The 22397-nt window shown below is 61.6% G+C and carries 18 protein-coding genes; 13 read left to right on the plus strand and 5 right to left on the minus strand.

Annotated features, from left to right (window positions below):
- Positions 1 to 309: 309 nt before the first annotated feature.
- Positions 310 to 870, minus strand: coding sequence for an acyloxyacyl hydrolase (locus IGS55_RS23760; protein ID WP_230518280.1), 561 nt, complete (start codon positions 868 to 870; stop codon positions 310 to 312).
- A 107-nt stretch (positions 871 to 977) separates the two neighbouring features.
- Between IGS55_RS23760 and IGS55_RS23765 the strand changes: the two genes are divergently transcribed.
- On the plus strand, positions 978 to 1874 hold the full coding sequence (locus tag IGS55_RS23765; protein ID WP_268991994.1) for an NAD(P)-dependent oxidoreductase: 897 nt from the start codon (positions 978 to 980) through the stop codon (positions 1872 to 1874).
- A 1-nt stretch (position 1875) separates the two neighbouring features.
- Here the strand turns inward: IGS55_RS23765 and IGS55_RS23770 are convergent, their stop codons facing one another.
- Positions 1876 to 3069 (minus strand): M20 aminoacylase family protein, encoded by a 1194-nt coding sequence (locus IGS55_RS23770; RefSeq protein WP_230518279.1) that lies wholly within the window; start codon positions 3067 to 3069, stop codon positions 1876 to 1878.
- A gap of 206 nt (positions 3070 to 3275) precedes the next feature.
- On the opposite strand from IGS55_RS23770, the gene IGS55_RS23775 reads away from it, so the two are divergent.
- From IGS55_RS23775 to IGS55_RS23790, 4 genes are all read left to right on the plus strand, one after another.
- A complete protein-coding gene (locus IGS55_RS23775; RefSeq protein ID WP_230518278.1) occupies positions 3276 to 5351 on the plus strand; it encodes a molybdopterin-containing oxidoreductase family protein in 2076 nt (691 codons plus the stop codon).
- A gap of 2 nt (positions 5352 to 5353) precedes the next feature.
- Positions 5354 to 6403: an aminopeptidase gene (locus IGS55_RS23780; RefSeq protein ID WP_230518277.1), complete on the plus strand. Its 1050-nt coding sequence runs from the start codon at positions 5354 to 5356 to the stop codon at positions 6401 to 6403.
- A 277-nt stretch (positions 6404 to 6680) separates the two neighbouring features.
- Positions 6681 to 8363 carry a long-chain fatty acid--CoA ligase gene (locus tag IGS55_RS23785; protein ID WP_034745464.1) on the plus strand — a complete coding sequence of 561 codons (1683 nt, stop codon included), beginning with the start codon at positions 6681 to 6683 and terminating at the stop codon, positions 8361 to 8363.
- A gap of 60 nt (positions 8364 to 8423) precedes the next feature.
- A complete protein-coding gene (locus IGS55_RS23790) occupies positions 8424 to 10106 on the plus strand; it encodes a long-chain-fatty-acid--CoA ligase (protein ID WP_230518276.1) in 1683 nt (560 codons plus the stop codon).
- On the opposite strand, the gene IGS55_RS23795 is transcribed toward IGS55_RS23790, so the two are convergent.
- Complete coding sequence (locus IGS55_RS23795) at positions 10103 to 11275, minus strand: acyltransferase family protein (RefSeq protein ID WP_230518275.1); 1173 nt, start codon at positions 11273 to 11275, stop codon at positions 10103 to 10105. The two genes, IGS55_RS23790 and IGS55_RS23795, sit on opposite strands and share 4 nt — an antisense overlap.
- Positions 11276 to 11417: 142 nt before the next feature.
- On the opposite strand from IGS55_RS23795, the gene IGS55_RS23800 reads away from it, so the two are divergent.
- A complete protein-coding gene (locus tag IGS55_RS23800) occupies positions 11418 to 12299 on the plus strand; it encodes a LytR/AlgR family response regulator transcription factor (protein WP_230518274.1) in 882 nt (293 codons plus the stop codon).
- Here IGS55_RS23800 and IGS55_RS23805 read toward each other — a convergent pair.
- Together IGS55_RS23805 and IGS55_RS23810 are read right to left on the minus strand one after the other, a co-directional pair.
- Positions 12296 to 13888 (minus strand): alkaline phosphatase D family protein, encoded by a 1593-nt coding sequence (locus IGS55_RS23805; protein WP_230518273.1) that lies wholly within the window; start codon positions 13886 to 13888, stop codon positions 12296 to 12298. The two genes, IGS55_RS23800 and IGS55_RS23805, sit on opposite strands and share 4 nt — an antisense overlap.
- A gap of 21 nt (positions 13889 to 13909) precedes the next feature.
- Positions 13910 to 14275, minus strand: coding sequence for an acyl-CoA thioesterase (locus tag IGS55_RS23810; protein WP_223278886.1), 366 nt, complete (start codon positions 14273 to 14275; stop codon positions 13910 to 13912).
- 136 nt (positions 14276 to 14411) lie between these two features.
- On the opposite strand from IGS55_RS23810, the gene IGS55_RS23815 reads away from it, so the two are divergent.
- The 7 genes from IGS55_RS23815 (at position 14412) to pyrC (ending at position 22391) form a co-directional block, all read left to right on the plus strand.
- Positions 14412 to 16262 (plus strand): ABCB family ABC transporter ATP-binding protein/permease, encoded by a 1851-nt coding sequence (locus IGS55_RS23815; RefSeq protein ID WP_230518272.1) that lies wholly within the window; start codon positions 14412 to 14414, stop codon positions 16260 to 16262.
- Between the two features lie 195 nt (positions 16263 to 16457).
- Complete coding sequence (locus tag IGS55_RS23820; RefSeq protein ID WP_166446591.1) at positions 16458 to 17414, plus strand: amino acid ABC transporter substrate-binding protein; 957 nt, start codon at positions 16458 to 16460, stop codon at positions 17412 to 17414.
- Between the two features lie 98 nt (positions 17415 to 17512).
- Positions 17513 to 18262, plus strand: a complete 750-nt coding sequence (locus tag IGS55_RS23825) for an amino acid ABC transporter permease (protein WP_070303009.1) — start codon at positions 17513 to 17515, stop codon at positions 18260 to 18262.
- 1 nt (position 18263) lies between these two features.
- A complete protein-coding gene (locus tag IGS55_RS23830; RefSeq protein WP_166446590.1) occupies positions 18264 to 18956 on the plus strand; it encodes an amino acid ABC transporter permease in 693 nt (230 codons plus the stop codon).
- Between the two features lie 19 nt (positions 18957 to 18975).
- Entirely contained in the window at positions 18976 to 19701 is a 726-nt protein-coding gene (locus IGS55_RS23835; protein ID WP_230518271.1) for an amino acid ABC transporter ATP-binding protein, read from the plus strand.
- Between the two features lie 37 nt (positions 19702 to 19738).
- A complete protein-coding gene (locus IGS55_RS23840) occupies positions 19739 to 21187 on the plus strand; it encodes an amidohydrolase family protein (RefSeq protein WP_230518270.1) in 1449 nt (482 codons plus the stop codon).
- Between the two features lie 151 nt (positions 21188 to 21338).
- Positions 21339 to 22391, plus strand: a complete 1053-nt coding sequence (gene pyrC, locus IGS55_RS23845; protein ID WP_034745484.1) for a dihydroorotase — start codon at positions 21339 to 21341, stop codon at positions 22389 to 22391.
- Positions 22392 to 22397: the final 6 nt, after the last annotated feature.

A 22397-nucleotide genomic window follows, 5' to 3' on the forward strand; every position in this document is an offset into this window, starting at 1 on the left:
GTGAAACAACTTTGCGCCGATGATAGTGCTGCAACCAGTGTGAAAGTAGGTTATCGTCAGGCTTGTTATTCGCAGTAAGAGAAAAACCCCACCGGACTCCGGTGGGGTTTTTTTTCGTCTGGCGGTTTGATATGCCGCGGGTGGTGTCGGCTTACGCTGCGCTAAGCCGACCTACGTCCGTTTACAGCCGGCCAGGTCGGTAGGTCGGATTAGCGTAGCGTAATCCGACAATATTGTTGGCCGGCCAGGCCAATCAACGGACGAAAAAAAAGCACCGCTATGCGGTGCTTTTACTCATGCACGTTTCCATCAGAAATGGTACGCGACTTTGACGTTCATGTAATTGACGCCGCTGTTTGGCTTTTTGTAGCCACCGTTCGAGAAATGCTGGATTTTGGCAGCGACTTCCCATTTGTTATTGAAGATATAGCCGACGCCGATATGGTCGCCGAACTGGAAATGGGTCGACAGGCGGTCATCGTCGTTGTTGTACAGTTTCGACAGCATGTGCACGCCGATGCCGGCTTCCGCATAGAAACCCAGCTTGTTCGTATTTTCAAAGCGGAACACGGGGGTAAAGCCCAGATCCCACAGTTTTTGATGCTGGCCCGGGACATTCTGGTAGCTCTTGGCATCCCAGCCGCCGATGCTGGCATCCCAGTAACCGCTCAGCTGCGTGCCATTCGATACAAACCAGGCTTTATCCCAGTTCGAGGTCACGCCGGCGCGTACCATTTGTACCTTCACGCCCTTGGCATATTCGCCGTAGACGGAGTCGATCAGTTTGTCGTCGGCGGCAAAGCCGGCGTTAGCCGCCATCAGCGCGGCAACGGCGGCGATGGATTTGAGGAGATTCTTCTTGAAGGACATAGAGGCTTTCATCGTAAAATTGGCCGTCAGGCTTGTCTTGTTTGCGCAGGCACCTAGTTTTGCACACTACTCCCGCCACCTGTTTGATCTCAGAGGTTGAATTGACATTGTCTACAAAAATCGCATTTCTCGGTATTGGCCTAATGGGAGGGCCGATGGTCCGGTGCCTGCTGCGCGCTGGATATTCTGTCACAATTTGGAATCGCACGCACAGCAAGGCCCAAGTCCTGGGTGCGGCAGGGGCGCAGCCCGCCGTTTCAGTGGCTGAGGCCGTCAACGGGGCGGACGTCGTCATCTCGATGCTGGAAGCTGGCCCTATCGTGGCGCAGGTGCTGCAAGAGGCGTTGCCGGCCTTGTCCACTGGTGCGCTCTGGGTCGACATGAGTTCCACCAAGCAATCGGAAGCGCAGCAATTTCATGCCATTTTGCACACTGCGGGCCATGGCTTCATCGACGCGCCTGTGTCGGGTGGCGTCGGCGGGGCGCAGGCGGGTACCCTGGCCATCATGGCTGGTGCCAGCGCCAGCGATTACGCTCGAGTTGAGGCAATTCTGTCGGCCATGGGCCGCCCGACCCTGGTGGGTCCGGCAGGCAGTGGCCAGGTCGCCAAGCTATGCAATCAGCTGATCGTCGGTGCGACATTGACGATCGTGGCGGAAGCGCTGTTGCTGGCCCAGGCGGCGGGCGCCGACGCGGCTGCCGTGCGGGCGGCCATTCGTGGCGGTTTTGCAGAGAGCAAGATTCTGGAGGTGCATGGCCAGCGCATGTTGGACCGAAATTTTGTTGCCGGCGGCCAGGTGAAGAGCCAGATCAAGGATATGCACAACATTCTCGCGGCGGCCGAAGCGGCCCACGTCACCTTGCCGGTGACGCAACTGGTGACGCAGCGTTATGAAACCCTCGCCGCCACGCACCCGACGGCCGATCACGCGGCCGCCTTGCTGGCCCTGGAAGCGTTGAATCCGGGCCAGCGCCTGGGCGCCGGTCCGGATCAGCTGAGCTGATTCAAGCGATGGGCAGGCTCGCTTCGGCCAGCTTGACCCAGAAACTGGCGCCGATCGGCAACAGCTTGTCGTTGAAGTCGTAGCTGCCATTGTGCAAGACGCACGGACCCAGGCCGTGGCCGCCATCGCGGTGCTCGCCATCACCATTGCCGATGAAGATGTAGCAGCCGGCTTTTTCCTGCAGGAAGAAAGAAAAATCTTCCGCACCCATGGTCGGCTCGACATTTGCGTTGACCTTGTCCGCGCCCACCACGCTTTTCATCACGTCGACGGCAAACGCCGTTTCCTTCGCGTGGTTGACCAGCGGCGGATAGTTGCGCTTGAAGTGGAAATCGACTTCGGCGCCAAAGGCGGCGGCCGTGTGCACGGCGATCTCGCGCATGCGCTCTTCGATCAAGTCCAGCACGGGCTTGGTGAAAGTGCGCACGGTGCCGACCAGGCTGGCGTCATCGGGAATCACATTGGTGGCGCTGCCTGCATGGATTTGCGTGATCGACAACACGGCCGTGTCGAGCGGACTCTTGTTGCGCGTGATGACGGTTTGCCAGCTTTGCGCGATTTGCACGGCCACCATGACGGGGTCGATGCCCTTGTGGGGCTGGGCCGCATGTGCGCCCTTGCCTTTGACGGTGACATGGAATTCATTGCTGGACGCCATCATGGGTCCTTCCACCACGCTCAGGGTGCCCGTTTCGGCGCCTGGCCAGTTGTGCATGCCGTAGATGGCATCCATGGGAAAGCGCGTAAACAAGCCGTCTGCTATCATTTCGCGCGCGCCGGCGCCGCCTTCCTCGGCTGGCTGGAAGACCAGATACACGGTGCCGTCGAAATGGCGATGTTGCGCCAGATAGTGGGCGGCGCCCAGCAGCATGGCCGTGTGGCCGTCGTGGCCGCAGGCGTGCATCTTGCCCGGGTGGCGTGAAGCATGCTCGAAGGTATTCATTTCCTGCATCGGCAAGGCATCCATGTCGGCGCGCAGGCCGATGGCCCGTGTCGACGTGCCATTTTTGATGATACCGACCACGCCAGTGCGGCCCAGGCCGCGCACCACGGGGATGCCCCACTCCGTCAGCTTGGCGGCGACCACGTCCGAGGTGCGCTGTTCTTCGTAGCACAGCTCGGGATGCGCATGCAGGTCGCGGCGGATACCTTGCAGTTCGGATTGAAACGCCAAGATCGGATCAACTAGTTTCATGGGACTCTCCTGTGGATGCGGGCACGCAGCAATGTATGGCGCGCCGGACCGCGCTTGCTTGATCGAAAACAGGCGCGGCTAATAGTGCATTGTAGCCCTTGTTTGCCGGGTAAATCCAGCGCACGGACGTGCTTGCCACGGCGCCAACAGCAAGCGCGCGGAATGGTTTACAGTATCGCCTTCCCCCAACGTTTTTGGATTGCCCCATGACCACCACCCAAGTGCGCGCCGCCTGCCCGCTCGATTGCCCCGATACCTGCGCCTTGCTGGTCACCGTGACCGATGGGGTGGCCACGGCCGTCAAGGGCGATCCCGACCATCCGACCACGGCTGGCGTGCTGTGCACGAAGGTATCGCGCTTCACGGAGCGCACCTACCATGCGGACCGCTTGCTGCACCCGCTGCGGCGCGTAGGCAAGAAGGGCGAAGGCAAGTTCGAGCGCATCAGCTGGGAAGAAGCGCTGCAGATCATCGCGGCCCGCTTGAAACCGATCGCCGCGCGCGATCCGCAGGCGATCTTGCCGTACAGCTACTGCGGCACCATGGGCCTGGTGCAGGGCGAATCGATGTCCTCGCGCTTCTTCAACCAGCTCGGCGCCTCCCTGCTGGACCGCACCATCTGTGCCTCGGCCGGCGCCACGGGCTACCGCTACACGGTGGGCGCCAGCATCGGCACCGATATGGAGCAGTTCCAGAACGCGAAATTGATCATCATCTGGGGCGGCAACCCGATCGCCTCGAACCTGCACTTCTGGATGCGCGCGCAAGAGGCCAAGCGCAATGGCGCGACCCTGATCGCCATCGATCCCTACCGTTCGCTGACGGCGGAAAAATGCCACCAGCATATCGCCTTGCTGCCGGGTACCGATGCGGCCCTGGCGCTGGGCTTGATGCATGTGCTGATCACGGAAGACCTGGTCGACCACGACTATATCGCGCAGTACACCATCGGCTATGCGGAACTGAAACAGCGGGCCCTGGAATGGCCGCCCGAGCGCGTGGCCGAGGTGTGCGGCATCACGGCCACGGAAGTGGTGGAACTGGCGCGCCTGTACGGCCAGGCATGCCGCTCTGGCGAGGGCGCCGCCATCCGCGCCAACTACGGCGTGCAGCGCGTGCATGGCGGCGGCATGGCCGTGCGCAATATCGCCTGCCTGCCCGCGCTGACGGGCGCCTGGCGCCATCCCGCCGGCGGCATGCAGCTGTCGAGCTCGGGTTCCTTCCCCGTTAACCGCAAGGCCCTGCAGCGCCCGGATTTGCTCAAAGGCACGCCGCGCACCATCAACATGAGCACCATTGGCGACGATTTATTGAAAGCAAGTTCCGCCGAGTTCGGCCCGCAAGTCGAGGCCGTGATCGTCTACAACTCGAACCCGCTGGCCGTGGCGCCCGACTCATCGAAAGTGGCGCAGGGTTTTGCCCGCGAAGACTTGTTTACGGTCGTGCTCGAGCATTTCCAGACCGATACCGTCGATTACGCCGACATCGTGCTGCCCGCCACCACGCAGCTGGAGCATGTCGATGCCCATTCCACCTACGGCCACCTGTACATGATGGCGAATAACGCGGCCGTGGCGCCGCTGGGCGAAGCGAAGGCGAATACGGAAATCTTCCGCCTGCTGGCGCAGCACATGGGCTTTGATGACCCGTGCTTCCAGGAAAGCGACGAGGCGCTGGCAGCCAAGGCGTTCGATGCGACCGATGCGCGCGCCGTGCATTTCGATTGGGAATCGCTGAAACGCACGGGCTGGCAAAAGCTGGCCATGGCCGAGGCGCCATTTGCCACAGGCGGTTTCCCCACGCCATCGGGCAAGTGCGAGTTGTATTCGAGCGCCATGGCGCAGGCGGGACTCGATCCCTTGCCCACGTATATCGCGCCGCACGAATCGCTGGCCAGCAATCCCGCGCTGGCGGCCCGTTATCCGCTGGCCATGATTTCGCCGCCGGCGCGCAACTTCCTCAACTCCACCTTTGTGAACGTGAAAAGCCTGCGCGCGGCCGAAGGCGAGCCGCACCTCGACATCCACCCTGACGATTGCGCCGCGCGCGGCATCGCGGCCGGCGACATGGTGCGCATCTTCAACGACCGCGGCAGCTTCGTGGCCAAGGCCAGGGTGACGGACAAGGCGAGACGCGGCCTGGTGGTGGGCTTGTCCGTATGGTGGAAGAAACTGGCCAGCGACGGCAAGAACGCCAATGAAGTGACGAGCCAGCGCTTGACGGACATGGGCCGCGCGCCGACCTTCTACGATACGCTGGTCGAAGTGGAAAAGGCTGGCTGAGCATGGCGCGCTGGCCGGCCCGCTTGCTTGTCGGCATGCTGTGCCTGCCGCTGGGCGGCTGCACGCAGCTGCGCTACTACACGCAGGCGGCGCAGGGGCAGTATGCGCTGTGGTCCGGCGCACGCCCCATCGGTGACTGGCTCGATGACCCGGCCACCGAACCGCGCCTGAAAGTGCGCCTGGCCAAGGCGCAGCAGATTCGCCGCTTTGCCGTCAGCGAGCTGGACTTGCCCGACAATGGCAGCTACAAGAACTACGCCTCGCTGCGGCGCCCGTTCGTGCTGTGGAACGTGGTGGCCACGCCGGAACTGTCGCTGCAGCCACTGCAATGGTGTTTTCCCATCGCCGGCTGCGTCAATTACCGCGGCTACTACAGCAAGGAAGAGGCGCTCGCGTATGCCGTCGAACTGCGGGCCCAGCATTACGACGTGCAGGTGGGCGGCGTGCCCGCGTATTCGACCCTGGGCTGGTTCGACGATCCCCTGCTGTCGACCTTTATCAATTACAACGATGCGGAACTGGCGCGCCTGATCTTCCATGAACTGGCGCACCAGGTGGTGTACGTACCCGGCGATTCGGCCTTCAACGAGTCGTTTGCCAGTGCCGTGGAAGAGGCGGGCGTGCAGCGCTGGCTGGCGCGCGAGGGCAATGACGCCATGCGCGCCGCGTACGCCCGGTACGCGGCGCGGCGCCAGGATTTCCTGGCCCTGCTGCTGACATACCGGGGCGAACTGGAAGCCGTGTATGCGAGCGGCGCCAGCGATGCGGAGAAGCGCGCGCGCAAGGCGCAGGTGTTTGCGGCATTGCAAGACGCGTATCAGGTGCTGAAGAAAAACTGGAGTGGCTTTGCCGGTTACGACCGCTGGTTCGAGCAGCCATTGAGCAATGCGCACCTGGCTTCCGTGTCTACCTACAATGAATTTTTGCCTGCCTTCAAAAAATTGCTGGAAGAAAAAAAGAACTTTCGTGCTTTTTATGCTGCAGTGCACACAATGGCCCAGATGAACAAGCCTGAGCGCAGGCGTGCGCTGGAACAATTGTCCAGCCCCTGACCCGTAAAGATTGTCCCGTACGCCGAGCCAGACGATCCTGCAACAGTGTATTTATCGTGTTGCGTTGCAGCATAAAATACCCCTAGAGTTGCCGCTCGAATACTGTTGAAAGCGCTTGCATGGAAGCGCGGCGCCCGATAGCATCGCATTAGTAGCATAGAGCAATTGCTCGTCAGAATGCTCAAACTGACTGCAGGACAACAGAATCCGCAGCAATGATCCGCGCCGGCAGGGTGCGCCGGCTCCCCCACGATTATTCGAGACAAAGAGGCACAGGATGGAAAAAATTTGGCTGAAGTCGTATCCTCCCGGCGTCCCCGCCGACATCGATCCTGATCAATATCGTTCGCTGGTGCATCTGCTGGAAGAAGCATTTCAAAAATATGCGGACCGCAATGCCTATGTCTGCATGGACAAATTTCTCACCTATGCCGAACTCGATACCTATTCGCGCCAGCTCGGTGCCTGGCTGCAAAGCCGTGGCCTGAAAAAGGGCGCCCGGGTGGCCCTGATGATGCCGAACGTGCTCCAGTATCCGGTGGCGATCGCCGCCGTCTTGCGCGCCGGCTACACGGTAGTCAACGTCAATCCTTTATATACGCCGCGCGAACTCGAGCATCAGCTCAACGATTCGGGCAGCGAAGCGATCATCGTGCTGGAAAACTTTGCCCATACCTTGGAGCAAGTACTGGCCAAGACGGCCGTCAAGCACATCATCGTTGCCAGCATGGGCGAAATGCTGGGCGGCTTGAAGGGCGCGATCGTCAATTTTGTCGTGCGCAACGTCAAGAAGATGGTGCCCGCGTATTCCTTGCCGAACGCCATGCGTTTCAAGCAGGCGCTGGCGCTGGGCAGCCGCATGAAACTCACGCCTGTCGAGCTGAGCATCAATGACGCCGCCTTCCTGCAATACACGGGCGGCACGACGGGCGTGTCGAAAGGCGCGACCTTGAGCCACCGCAATGTGATCGCCAATGTGCTGCAGAGCGAAGCATGGTCGGGCGCGGCGCTCGACCAGAACAGCAAGGAACAGATGATCGTCGTCTGCGCCTTGCCGCTGTACCATATCTTTGCCCTGACGGCGTGCGCGATGTGGGGCACGCGCGTGGGCGCCCTGAATATCCTGATCCCGAATCCGCGCGATATCCCGGGCCTGATCAAGGAACTGGGCAAGTACAAATTCAATCTGCTGCCAGCGGTCAATACGCTGTATAACGCGCTGGTGAACCATCCCGATTTCGCCAAGCTCGATTTCTCGGGCTTGAAGATCGCCAATGGCGGCGGCATGGCGGTGCAGCAAGCCGTCAACGATAAATGGCTGCAAGTGACGGGCGTGTCCATCATCGAAGGCTATGGCCTGTCGGAAACGTCGCCCGTCGCCACCTGCAACCGGGCCGATACCACGGTGTTTTCCGGCACCATCGGCTTGCCCGTGCCTTCGACCGATATCGCCATCCTCGACGATGACGGCAAGGAAGTACCGCTGGGCCAGACGGGCGAAATCGCCATCCGTGGCCCGCAAGTGATGAGCGGCTACTGGAACCGTCCCGATGAAACGGCCAAAGTCATGACGCCTGATGGCTACTTCAAGTCGGGCGACGTGGGCATCATGGACGAGCGCGGTTACGTGAAGATCGTCGACCGCAAGAAAGACATGATTCTCGTCTCCGGCTTCAATGTGTATCCGAACGAAGTGGAAGCCGTCATCGCGGCCCATCCCGGCGTGCTCGAGTGCGCCTGCGTGGGCGTGCCGGACGAACATTCTGGCGAAGCCGTGAAAGTGTTTGTCGTGCGCAAGGACCCGAACCTGACCCAGGCAGTGCTGGCCGCGTATTGCAAGGAACAATTCACAGGCTACAAGCGGCCGAAATACATCGAGTTCCGCGATGAACTGCCGAAGACCAACGTCGGCAAGATTTTGCGTCGCGCCCTGCGTGACGAAACGAAGACAGCAGCATAAACAGTACAGGGTGTGCGCATCAGGCTGCACACCCTTTCTACAGATAAAGATGAGGCATAGATGGACAAGATTTGGTTGAAGTCGTACCCGGACAGCGTTCCCGCAGAGATTGATTGCACGCAATACCGTTCCGTCACGCATTTGCTGGAAGAGTCATTCCAGAAATACGCTGACCGCAACGCGTTCGTGTGCATGGATAAATTCCTCACGTATCGCGAGCTCGACAAGCTGTCGCTGCAGATGGGCGCCTGGCTGCAAAGCAAGGGCCTGAAGACGGGCGCGCGCGTGGCGATCATGCTGCCGAACGTGCTCCAGTATCCGGTGGCCATGGCCGCGATTTTGCGCGCAGGCTACACGGTGGTCAACGTCAACCCGCTGTACACGCCCCGTGAATTGCAGCATCAGCTGATCGATTCGGGCAGCGAAGCGATCATCGTGCTGGAAAACTTCGCCACCACGGTCGAGCAAGTGCTGCCGCACACGCAGGTCAAGCACGTGATCGTCGCCACCATGGGCGACATGCTGGGTGGACTGAAAGGCACCATAGTCAACTTTGTCGTGCGCAAGATCAAGAAAATGGTGCCCGCGTTTTCCTTGCCGGGCGCCATCAGCTTCAACAAGATGCTGGCCGAAGGCGCGCGCTTGAGCCTGACGCCGGTGCAGCAGGGACATGACGATATCGTCTTCCTGCAGTACACGGGCGGCACGACGGGCGTGTCGAAAGGCGCGATGTTGTTGCACCGTAACGTGATCGCCAACGTGCTGCAAAACGAGGCGTGGATTTCGCCCGTGATGACCAAGGAAATGCGCGCCACCTCGATGGGATTCATGTGCGCCTTGCCCCTGTATCACATCTATTCGCTGACGGTCAGCGCCCTGATGGGCATGCGCGTGGGCGGCTTGAACGTGCTGATCCCCAACCCGCGCGACATCCCCGGTTTCGTCAAGGAATTGTCCAAGCACAAGATCGTCGTGTTCCCGGCCGTCAACACTCTGTACAACGCGCTGCTGAACAATGCCGACTTCGCCAAGCTCGATTTCTCCAGCTACAAAGTGTGCAATGGCGGCGGCATGGCCTTGCAGCGCAACGTGGCCGAACGCTGGCTGAAACTGACGGGCTGCCCGCTGATCGAAGGCTATGGCATGTCGGAAACGTCGCCCGTGGTGACGGGCAACCGCGTCGATATCACGGAATTTACGGGCACCATCGGCTTGCCTTTCCCGTCGACGGAAGTGGCAATCTTGAACGACGATGGCGTGGAAGTGCCGCTGGGCGAGCCGGGCGAGATCGCCGTGCGCGGCCCGCAAGTGATGGCCGGCTACTGGCAGCGTCCGGACGAGACGGCCAAGTCGATGACGGCAGACGGCTTTTTCAAGACGGGCGACGTGGGCGTCATGGATGAACGCGGCTATGTAAAAATCGTGGACCGCAAGAAAGACATGATCATCGTGTCCGGCTTCAATGTGTATCCGAACGAGGTGGAAGACGTGGTCGCTTCCTGCCCGGGCGTGCTCGAATGTGCCTGCATCGGCGTGCCGGACGCCAATTCGGGCGAAGCCGTGAAAGTGTTTGTCGTGCGCAAGGACCCGAACCTGACGGTGGAACAGATCCGCGAGTATTGCAAGCATGAATTGACGGCATACAAGAAGCCGAAATACATCGAGTTCCGCGATGAATTGCCGAAAACCAACGTCGGCAAGATCTTGCGCCGTCAATTGCGCGACGAAAAGAAAGCAGCTTAATGCGCCGATAAGGCCGTGTCCGCCACCACGGCTTGCCGTGGCTGGGCGGGCAAGCCGAAGCAGGGGCGCAGCCAGTTCACTTTGCTGATCAGCAGCGACGTTCCCAGCCAGCAAGTCGCCACCGTGCCTGCAAGTATCAGCAGTGGTTCCAGCACGGGGCCCAGCTTTAACGGCACCAGCCAGTAGGCCAGCAGCACGATGGCGCTCTGGTGCAGTATGTACCAGGGAAAGACGGCCTGGCGCGCCCATGGCAGCCAGGCAAACGGTTTATTCAGCAAGGTGTGCGACCAGCCCAGGATGGCGCAGATGGCCAGCCACATGTACAGGTTGCGCATGGGCCAGGAGCCGGCTGAGGCCCAGGTCAGCAGGTTTTCCGAATACACGAGATCAAAGCCCAGATACACGGCAAACGCGCAGGGTGCCAGCAGCAGCGCATGCCAGCGCAAGCGCGCCAGTTCCTGCCACACTCCCTTGTCATTGCCCAGCCACCAGCCATACAGATACATGGTGAAATAGATGGCGTGCGCGTACCAGTCTTTCACCAGCGCATGGGTTTCCGGATAGCGCAGTTTCAGGAAAGCCGTTGCCGCCAGCGCGGGCAGGGCGGGCAGGATCAACAGGCGCCAGCCGCGCAGCCCCGTCAACAGCGGCCTGGCCTTGGCCAACAGCGGCTGCAGCGCCACCAGCACGATGGTGTACAGCAGCAGATACACCAGATACCACAGATGGTTCCAGGTAAAACTGGTTTTCCAGCCCGTAAATGCGCCGGCCGGCCAGGCGTAGCCGCCAAAGTAGTGCAGCAGAAATGCTCCATAGCCAGGCTCGACCAGGCCGTTGCTGACGCCCTCGCAATACGGCTGCACGGGAATCACCACCAGCACGCCAAACAGCAGGGGCAGCAACAGGCGCTTGATCCGGCGCCACAGGAAGGCGCCGCGGGAGGTGTGCGCCATCATGGCGCACGACACGCCGGAAATGAGGAACACGATTTCCATGCGCCACCGGTTGATAAAGACCATGGGAAAGTTCAATGTTTCCGTCAAGTAGCTGCTCTTCATGTGGAAGGCGGCACCGTCCAGGTACAGCATGGCCGTGTGGTAGACGATCAGCAGGCTGAAGACAAGAAAGCGCAAGGCGTCGATATCGTAACGGCGAGAATCAGTGGTCATGGTCGCGGGTCCGCTGGTGAAGGAAGAGCCCAGCATAGGCAGGCCGCACGGGGCGATCCAGTGAAAAGTGATCAAGTGCGGGCTGTTTGTGACGAGCGGTGATGCTGGGACGGCTTTGGGACCTTACAATCATGCAACTAATTTGCCATCCGACACCATGCGCCTGTCTTCCACCGATTTGTTGCAACGATATCAACGCTGGCGCCAGTTCGCCGAGCCAGCTTTCTGGATCGTCCTGTATCTGCTGCAAACGTCGCTCAACTGCTGGATCAGCTGGACGGACCGCCAACGCGCCGGGCTCGCTACACCGTTCTGGGAAGTGGCCGTGTGGGAGTGGAGCAGCAACCTGGTGTTGCTGGCGCTGGTGCCGGTGGTGATCCTGGCTAACCAGCTTCGGCCCTTGCACCTGGTTTTCCAGCGCCAGAACCTGCGCTGGCACCTGATCGCGTCGCTGGTCTACAGCCTCGTGCATGTGCTGGCCATGGTGGCCCTGCGCAAGCTCGCGTACTGGAGTGCCGGCAGCGATTACGATTTCGGTAACTGGTGGCGCGAATTGCCTTATGAATATGTCAAGGATGTGCGCACTTACTTCTCCATTTTATTGTTCACGGGCTTTTACCAGTTGCTGCTGATGCGCTGGCAAGGCGAGGCGACCCTGCTGGGCGAACCCGACGAGGGACTGGCCGTGGAACCGGTGCAGCAGCCGGAACGCTTCCTGGTGCGCAAGCTGGGCAAGGATTTCCTGTTGCCCGCCGCCGATATCGAATGGATACAGGCCTGGGGCAATTATGTGAATTTGCACGTGCGCGGCCATGATTATCCGCTGCGCTCGACCATGGCGGCCATCGAGCGCCGCCTGGATGGCAAGCGCTTCCTGCGTGTGCACCGCAGCTATATCGTCAATCTTGATTTCGTACAAGCCATCGTGCCGCTGGAGTCGGGCGATGCCCGCGCGGTACTTTCCACTGGGGGCGAAGTGCCCGTCAGCCGGCGCTACCGCGAGGCCTTGAAAAGCATAGGCTAGACGCGCTGCACGCCCGCATTGCCATCCTGGACGGTAAAACTGGCCAGTGTCGCGATGGTCGACGCGCTGTCGCGCACATTTTCCAGACCCTGGAACAGGGTCGTCGTTTTCTCCGGCGTGATTTCCATCCACATATAGCCGCGCTTGTCGCTGCGCCCGTAGCGGATGTGCGGGTTCATCGCCACGTACTGTTCCGTGCGCGCCTGCGGGCGCGAGCTGGACGTGATGGAGGTGCCGCAAAATTCGGTGGCCAGCACGGGATTGTTCTTGCCGGTGGGCCGCATGGCGTTGCGGCTCAGTTCGGTGGCATAGAAAGTGTGCACGTCGCCCGACAGCACCAGCGGGTTGCTGGCCTTGCTGCTTTGCAAGGCGTCGAGCAGGTGCTGGCGCGCCATCGGATAGCCATCCCAGCCATCGGTCCAGATGCGTTCGTCGCCGGGCCGCAAAATCGGCACCTGGCTCGATTGCGCCATCAGGGTTTGCTGGGCCAGAATATTCCAGCGCGCCGGGGAATCATCGAGGCCGGCTTGCAGCCAGCGCTGCTGCTCCTCGCCCAGCATCGTGCGCTGCGGTTTGCGCAGGTCAGGGCAGTTGCGCGTGGTGACGGAATTGGAGCCGCCGCGGCCCGGCCTGGCGCACGCGTGATAGGCACGGTATTGCCGGTCGTCCAGCACGTGGAAGCGCGCCAGGCGGCCCCAGTCGTAGCGCTGGTAGATGCGCATGTCGACAAAGCCCCGCCGGCCCAGCGGCAGCAAACGCAGCGGCATGTGTTCATAAAACGCCTGGTAGGCGGCCGCGCGGCGCTGCAAAAAAGTGGGCGTGAGCAATTCGTCGCGGTCATTGCCGTAATCGTTGGCCACTTCATGGTCGTCCCAGGTGACGATCCACGGCGCGGCCAGGTGCGCGCCCTGCAAGTCGCGGTCGCTCTTGTATTGCGCATAGCGGGCGCGGTAGTCGTCCAGCGTAAAACTTTCATGCGTGCGCACGGCCCGGCCCGGATGCTGCAGCTGGTACGGTCCCCATTCATAAATGTAGTCGCCGAGAAAGGCCACCAGGTCGGGGGCGGCCGCAGCGATGTGCCGGTGCGCCGCATACGCGCCGAACTCCCAGTGCTGGCACGAGGCGACGGCCAGTTTCAGCGAGGAAGGCATGGCGCCGGACTCGGGCGCCGTGCGCGTGCGGCCCACGGGACTGACGGCGTCGCCAAAGATAAACCGGTACCAGTACCAGCGCCCGGGCGCGAGACCGCCAGCGTCGACGTGCACGCTGTGCGCGAGGGCGGGCATGGCCGTGGCCTGGCCCTTGGCGGCGATGCGGCGAAACGCCTCGTCTTCGGCCACTTCCCAGCGCACGTTCAGGGCGATGGCGGGCGTGGCGGCTGGGTGCAGCGGGTCGTGGCAGATGCGCGTCCACAGCACGACGGCGTCGGGCAAGGGCGAACCGGAAGCGACACCGAGCGCAAACGGATAGCCCGTGCCATTCATGCGCGTGGCGGCACTCGCGCTGGAACCGGACAGCACGCTGCCGGCCGCGGCCAGCGCCGTGATGCGCGCAGCGCTTTGCAGGAAGATGCGGCGCTGGCTATCCATGGTGTGGAATGATTGCGACAATCAAGACGACAGCAAGGTCTCGATCGGCGGCACCTTGCGCGGCTTGCGGTCGGAGTCCGTCGCCACGTAGATCAGGGTTGCTTCCGTGACTTTCACGATGCACGCCTGCAGGCGGTTGCGCTCGGCATATACCTCGACATTGACGGTGATCGAGGTGTTGCCGACCTTGACGATGTCGGCGTAGAAGGAGAGCAGATCGCCGACGAAGACGGGGTTTTTGAAGACGAAGGAATTGACGGCGATGGTGGCCACGCGGCCGTTGGCGCGCCGCGTGGCCGGCAGGGAACCGGCGATATCGACCTGCGCCATGATCCAGCCGCCGAACACATCGCCGTACACATTGGCGTCGGACGGCGCGGGCATCATGCGCAATTCCGGCATTTTTCCGGCGGGCAGGCCGGAGGCGAGGCAGTTGTCGGGACGGTCTGGGGAGGTGCTCATCTTTTATTCTCATGAAAGGCTACAATTGCCCCGATTGAACCATAAAAAGCCGACCTTCGCCATGCGCCGTTCCCAGACTCCCCCTCCGCCCCGCTCGCCCGTTTCCGCCAGCCACAGCGATTTCGCCACCATCAAGACCTTGCTGCCGTATCTCTGGGTCTACAAATGGCGGGTGCTGCTGGCGCTGCTATGCCTGGTGGGCGCCAAGCTGGCCAACGTGGGCGTGCCCCTGATCCTGAAAAAACTCGTCGACGCCATGACGATCACGGCGGCCCATCCGCAAGCGCTGCTGGTGCTGCCCGTCGGCTTGCTGGTGGCCTACGGCTTGCTGCGCCTGTCGACCACCTTGTTTACGGAATTGCGCGAATTCCTGTTCGCCCGGGTCACGCAGCGGGCCGTGCGCACCATCGCGCTGCAAGTGTTCCGCCACCTGCATGCGCTGTCCCTGCGCTTTCACCTGAACCGCCAGACGGGCGGCATGACGCGCGACATCGAACGGGGCACGCGCAGCGTCGGCTCGCTCATTTCCTATACCCTGTTCAACATCTTGCCGACCCTGGTGGAAATCACCCTCGTGCTTGGCTACCTGGTCTTGCATTACGACATCTGGTTCACCGTCATCACGGCGGTGGCCCTCGTGTCCTACATCGCATTTACCGTGCTGGTGACGAACTGGCGCACGCATTTCCGCCGCACCATGAACGACCTCGATTCCAAAGCCAATACCAAGGCCATCGATTCGCTGATCAACTATGAAACCGTCAAATATTTCGGCAACGAGGATTACGAAGCGAAGCGCTACGACGAAGGCTTGCAGCGCTATGAGTCGGCGGCCGTGAAATCGCAGACTTCCCTGTCCCTGCTGAACACGGGCCAGTCCCTGATCATCGCCACGGCCGTCACCCTGATTTTGTGGCGCGCCACGGTGGGCGTGATCGCCGGCACGATGACCCTGGGCGACCTGGTGCTGGTGAACGCCTTCATGATCCAGCTGTATATCCCCCTCAATTTCCTGGGCGTCATTTACCGCGAAATCAAGCAAAGCCTGGCCGACATGGAACGCTTGTTTTCCTTGCTGAACGAGAACCGCGAAATCGCCGACACGCCGGACGCCCAGCCGCTCGTCACACGGGGCGCGGCCGTGCGCTTTGCGCACGTGGATTTCAGCTACGAAGCCAAGCGGCAAATCCTGTTCGACGTGGATTTCCAGATTCCCGCCGGCACGACGACGGCCGTGGTGGGCCACAGCGGCTCGGGCAAGTCGACCCTGTCGCGCTTGCTGTTCCGCTTCTATGAAGTCGATGGCGGCGGCATCACCATCGATGGCCAGGATTTGCGCCATATCACGCAGGATTCCCTGCGCGCGGCCATCGGCATCGTGCCGCAGGATACGGTGCTGTTCAACGACACCATCGAATACAACATCGCCTACGGCAAGCCGGGCGCCAGCAAGGATGCCATCGTGGCGGCGGCGAAAGCGGCATCGATCCATGATTTTATTGAAAGCTTGCCAGATGGCTACAACTCCATGGTGGGCGAGCGGGGCTTGAAGCTGTCGGGCGGCGAAAAGCAGCGCGTGGCGATTGCCCGCACCTTGCTGAAGGACCCTGCCATCCTGATCTTCGACGAAGCCACTTCGGCGCTCGACTCCAAGGCCGAACAGGCGATCCAGTCGCAGCTGAAGGACATCGCCAAGAACCGCACCACCCTGGTCATTGCGCACCGTTTGTCGACGGTGGCCGACGCCCAGCAAATCCTCGTGCTCGACCACGGCCGCATCGTCGAGCGGGGCACGCATCCGCAATTGCTGGCGCTCGATGGCCTGTATGCGCAGATGTGGCAACGCCAGCAGGCGAATAGGGACGATGAGGCGCAAGAGGACGAGTTGGCGGGTCTGGCGCCGGCAAAATAAATCGGGAATGTGAAATCAGTAGGAAAAATGCTACAGCCGCGCTGATTCCAGCGCGCGTATAGCGCCTATTTGCGGGCAATCGCAGAAAATGGCTGGTGGGGTGCTGAAAATGAAATAAAATTAATTCCAATGGTGGCGTCTGCACCACAGTTGTTTCGTTCGGAGTCCATCCGATTTGTCCGCCCAGGAGAATTTATGAAATTGACCAAAATCTTCGCCACGCTGCTCAGCGTCGGTGTCATCAGCAGCATGTCGCCAGTCCAGGCTCAGGAATTGACCGGCACCTTGGCCAAGATCAAGAAAGCCGGTTCCGTCACCCTCGGTGTGCGCGACGGCTCCGTGCCCTTCTCCTATCTCGACGACAAACAGCAATACCAGGGTTATTCGATCGACCTGTGCATGAAAGTCGTCACCGCCCTGCAAAAGCACCTGGGCCTGAGCGAACTGAAAGTGGTGATGAGCCCCGTCACCTCGGCCAACCGCATCCCGCTGATGGCCAACGGCACCATCGACCTCGAATGCGGCTCGACGACGAACAACCTGGAGCGCCAGCAGCAAGTGGCGTTCGCCCCGACCATGTTCGTCATCGGCAACCGCGTGCTGGCGAAAAAATCCTCGAACATCAAGACGCTGGAAGACTTGCGCGGCAAGACCCTGGTCGCCACGGCAGGCACGTCGACCATCAAGCAGATGACCATCCTGAACAAGGAAAAGAACCTGGGCATGAATATCGCCGTCGGCAAGGATCATCCCGAGTCGTTCCTGATGCTGGAAACGGGCCGCGCGGTGGCTGAAGCCAACGACGACATTTTGCTGGCGTCGCAAGTGGCCAACTCGAAAAACCCGAACGACTACGAAATCACCAAGGAAGCGCTGTCGGTCGAGCCGTACGGCATCATGCTGCGCAAGGGCGACCCGGCCTTCAAGAAGGTGGTCGACGACGCGCTGATCCGCCTGTACAAGAGCGACGACATCAACCGCATTTACGCGAAATGGTTTACCTCGCCGATCCCGCCGAAAAACATCAACTTGAAATTCCCCATGCCGCCGCAATTGAAGGCCGTGTTTGCCAATCCGACCGACTCCGGCGACCCTGCCGCGTATGCGGCCGTACCGGAAGCGCAGAAGACATCGGACAAGCGGAAAAAGTAAAGATTGCGTAACAAACCGGGGGGCGCAAGCCTCCCGATTTATTTGCGGGACGGGTGGCCGGCTGGCCGCTGTCCTCGGGCTGCATGCGAAGGATGATCATGAATTACAACTGGAATTGGCGTATTTTCTGGGAGATTTCTCCCGATGGCGTGGGCACGTATATGGACACCCTGTGGTCCGGTTTGACCTGGACCCTGGCCACGGCCGGTGCGGCGTGGATCATGGCGCTGATCCTGGGCCTGGTGATCGGCACCATCCGCACCTTGCCGAACAAATGGCTGGTGGGCGTGGCCAATGCCTACGTTGAACTGTTCCGCAACGTGCCGCTGCTGGTGCAGATGTTCCTCTGGTATTTCGTCATGCCGGAACTGCTGCCGCCGGACCTCGGCGCCTGGGTCAAGTCGCTGCCGAATGCGCCGTTCGTCACGGCCGTGCTGTGCCTGGGGTTCTTTACCTCCTCGCGCGTGGCCGTGCAAGTGACGACGGGTATCGAGGCGCTGCCGCGCGGGCAGAAACTGGCCGGCACGGCGCTGGGCCTGACCCTGCCGCAAACCTACCGCTTCATTTTGCTGCCGATGGCCGCGCGCGTCATCATGCCGCCGCTGACCAGCGAATTTTTGAACATCATCAAGAACAGTTCCGTGGCCCTGACCATCGGCCTGATCGAGCTGACGGCCAGCGCGCGCGCCATCCAGGAGTTTTCCTTCCAGGTGTTCGAAGCGTTTTCGGCCGCCACCATCATCTACGTCGTCGTCAACCTGCTGGTGGTGGTGCTGATGCACCTGATCGAGAAAAAGGTCGCCATCCCGGGCTTCATCGTCGCCGGCGCCAAGACGGGAGGACATTGATATGTTCGGCAATTTCGACTTCGATGTCATCTCCCGCTCGTGGGTCTACCTGTTCCAGACCGGCATGGTGTTCACCCTGAAACTGACGGCGCTGGCCATGGTGGGCGGCATCGTGCTCGGTACCGTGCTGGCGCTGATGCGCTTGTCCAGCAACCGCATCGTCTCGGGCGTGGCGTCGAGCTACGTCAACCTGATACGCTCGATCCCGCTGGTGCTGGTGATCTTCTGGTTCTACTTCCTGGTGCCGTATATCGCCGCCTGGATCATCGGCGCCAACGAGCCCGTGAAAGTGGGCGCGTTCTCTTCCGCGCTGATCACCTTCATCATGTTCGAGGCGGCCTACTATTGCGAGATCATGCGCAGCGGCATACAGTCGATCCCGCGCGGCCAGGTGTGGGCCGGCCAGGCGCTGGGCATGAACTACCGTCAAACCATGGGCAACATCGTGCTGCCGCAAGCGTTCCGCAACATGATCCCCGTGCTGCTGACGCAGACCATCGTGCTGTTCCAGGACGTGTCGCTCGTGTACGTGCTGTCGATCCCCGATTTCGTCGGCGCCGCATCAAAAATCGCCCAGCGCGACGGCCGCCTGGTGGAGATGTACGTGTTTGTCGCCGTCGTGTATTTCGTGCTGTGCTATGCCTTGTCGTTCCTGGTAAAACGCCTGCAGAAACGCGTCGCCATCATTCGCTAACCGTAAAAGAAAGAACAAGATGATTGAACTCAATAACGTCAGCAAATGGTATGGCCAGTTCCAGGTACTGACCGATTGCACCACCAATGTCGACAAGGGCGACGTGATGGTCATTTGCGGTCCGTCCGGCTCCGGCAAGTCGACCCTGATCAAGACCGTCAACGGCCTCGAACCGATCCAGCAGGGGCAGATCATCGTCGACGGCATCACCGTCAACGATCCGAAGACGAATCTGTCGAAACTGCGCGCGCGCATCGGCATGGTGTTCCAGAATTTCGAGCTGTTCCCGCATCTGTCGATCCGTGAAAACCTCACCATCGGCCAGATCAAGGTGCTGGGCCGCAGCGCCGACGAAGCCAATGCCAAGGGCTTGAAATACCTGGACCGCGTGGGCCTGCTGTCGCAGCAGGACAAGTTCCCCGGCCAGCTGTCGGGCGGCCAGCAGCAGCGCGTGGCGATCGCCCGCGCGCTGTCGATGGACCCGATCGCCATGCTGTTCGACGAGCCGACATCGGCGCTCGATCCGGAAATGATCAACGAAGTGCTCGACGTGATGGTGGGCCTGGCGCAGGAAGGCATGACGATGATGGTCGTCACGCACGAAATGGGCTTTGCCCGGCGCGTGGCCAACCGCATCGTCTTCATGGACCAGGGCAAGATCATCGAAGATTGCAGCAAGGATGACTTCTTCAACACGACGCGCTCGGACCGCGCACGCGATTTCCTCGCCAAGATCATCCATTAATTTTCCATCACGTTGAAGTTGAGTACGCATGCCTGACATGAAACACATAGCCGGCGCCATGCTGGCGCTGGGCCTGCTCGCCCATGCCCACGCGGCCGACAAGATCGCCGTCGACATCGCCCTGCGTGACGCCACCGTGATCGACGTTGCCGGCGGCAAGGCGGTCAAGGGCAAGACCGTGCTGCTCAGGGGCGACAGCATCGTCGCCGTCGTCGATGACGCGCAGCTGCCCAGCTACGCGCCGAAGCGGACCATCCGCCTGCCCGGCAAGTATCTGATGCCGGGCCTGTGGGATACGCACGTGCATTTCGGCGGCGGCCCGGAGCTGATCGACGAGAACAAGCAGCTGCTGCCCTTGTATCTGGCGCACGGCATCACCACGGTGCGCGACTGCTCGGGCGACTTGCCCGACACGGTGCTGGCATGGCGCCAGCAGATCAACGCGGGCCAGCTGGAAGGCCCGACGATTTTTACGTCCGGCGCCAAACTCGAAGGCATCAAGCCGCTGTGGAAGGGCACCATCGAAGTGGGCACGCCGCAGGAAGTCACGCGCGCGCTCGACGGCCTGCAGGCGCAGCAAGTTGACTTCGTGAAGATCACGGAAAATACCCTGAAGCCGGAGCTGTACCTGGAAGCGCTGCGCCAGGCGCGCGAACGGGGCATGCGCACGTCGGGCCATATTCCCGTGCAGCTGACCCTGGAGCAGATGGCCGATGCGGGCCTGGGCACGATCGAGCATCAATCGTATCTGCTGCGCGCCACCACGCCGCGCGAGCAGGAGCTGACGGCCAAGGTGGCCGCCGGCGCGATGACGGGCAAGGAAGCCATGCAGGCCAGCGTGCAAAGCTACGACGAACCGACGGCGCGCAAGGCCTTTAGCTATCTGGCCGCGCGCGGCACGGCCATCGTGCCGACCCTGTGGGGTTCGCGCGTGACGGCGTACCTGGACCGCGAAGACCACACGCACGACACGGCCCTGCAATACATCGGCAAGGGCTTGCGCGCCACCTACGACTGGCGCGTGCAGCGCGCCGCCAAGGATGGCCCGGAAGCCATCGTCCAGCGCCACGCGCAGTTCGAGCAATCGGCCAAGCTGCTGCCCATTTTGCAGCAGCAGGGCGTGAGCATCATCGCCGGCACCGATGCGGGCTTCTTGAATTCCTTCGACTATCCGGGCCAGGCCCTGCACGATGAAATCGGCCTGTATGTGCAGTACGGCCTGACGCCGCAGCAAGCCTTGCAGTCGGCCGTCATCAACGGCCCCCGCTTCCTGGGCAAGCTGGACCGCTACGGCAGCGTGGCGGCCGGCAAGGCGGCCGACCTGCTGGTGCTCGACGCGAACCCGCTGCAGGACATCGGCGCCACGCGCCAGATCCGCCTGGTGGTCAGCCGTGGCCACGTGTACGACCGCGCCGCGCTGGACCGGATGCTGGCCGAACTCCGCGCCTGGGTGGCAAAGCAGGAAGCGGCGCCGGCCAAGTCCTGATTCCCATACGCTCTCGAGATTGAAAACGGCCGGTGCGAACCGGCCGTTTGATCGTCCGGCAACCATCGGGCAGTAGCCGCCGCAGCCTGCGAGGCCGCCCCGCGGCTGGTAAAATGGCGCTATTCGCAATGACCGCCTGAGAGCAGCCGCCATGTCCACACTCGATCACACCCCAGCCTCCATCACCATCACCCGTCCGGATGACTGGCATTTGCACCTGCGCGACGGCGCCGTCATGGCCAGCGTGCTGCCGCACAGCGCGCGCCAGTTCGGTCGCGCCATCGTCATGCCGAACCTGAAACCGCCCGTCACCACCACGGCCGATGCCAGCGCCTACCGCGAACGCATCCTGGCCGCCGTGCCGCAAGGCGTGAACTTCGATCCGCTGATGGTGCTGTATCTGACGAACAACACCTCGCCCGACGAAATCCGCCGCGCGCAGGATAGCGGCATCGTGCAGGCCGTGAAACTGTATCCGGCTGGCGCGACCACCAATTCCGACCTGGGCGTGACGGATTTGAAGAATTGCTACAAGGTGCTCGAAGTGATGCAGGAGGTGGGCATGCCCTTCCTCGTGCATGGCGAAGTGACGGACCCGGAAATCGACATTTTCGACCGCGAAGCCGTCTTCATCGAGCGCGTGATGCGCCCGCTGCGCAGCGCCTTCCCGGCCCTGTCCGTCGTGTTCGAACACATCACCACCAAGGATGCGGCGCAGTACGTGGCCGAAGCGGAAGGCCCGATCGCCGCCACCATCACGGCGCATCATCTGCTGTACAACCGCAACGAGATTTTCAAGGGCGGCATCCGTCCCCATTACTACTGCCTGCCTATCCTGAAGCGCGAAGAGCACCGCCTGGCACTGATGACGGCCGCCGCCAGCGGCGACGAGCGCTTCTTCCTCGGCACGGATTCGGCGCCGCACGCGCAAGGCGCCAAGGAAATGGCTTGCGGCTGCGCCGGCTGCTATACGGCCCTGCACGCGATGGAAATGTATGCCGAAGCATTCGAACGGGCCGGCGCGCTCGATAAGCTCGAAGCGTTCGCCAGCTTCCACGGCCCGGCCTTCTACGGCGTGCCGCGCAACACGGACACCATCACCCTGAAACGCGAAAGCTGGACCTTGCCAGCCTCGCTGCCGCTGGGCGACAGCCACGTGATTCCGCTCAACGCGGGCGAGCAGATCAACTGGAAAATGGTCTAGGCGTTC

Origin of the sequence: Janthinobacterium sp. EB271-G4-3-2, from assembly GCF_020858035.1 — a bacterium.
Taxonomy (GTDB): Bacteria; Pseudomonadota; Gammaproteobacteria; order Burkholderiales; family Burkholderiaceae_D; genus Janthinobacterium; species Janthinobacterium aestuarii.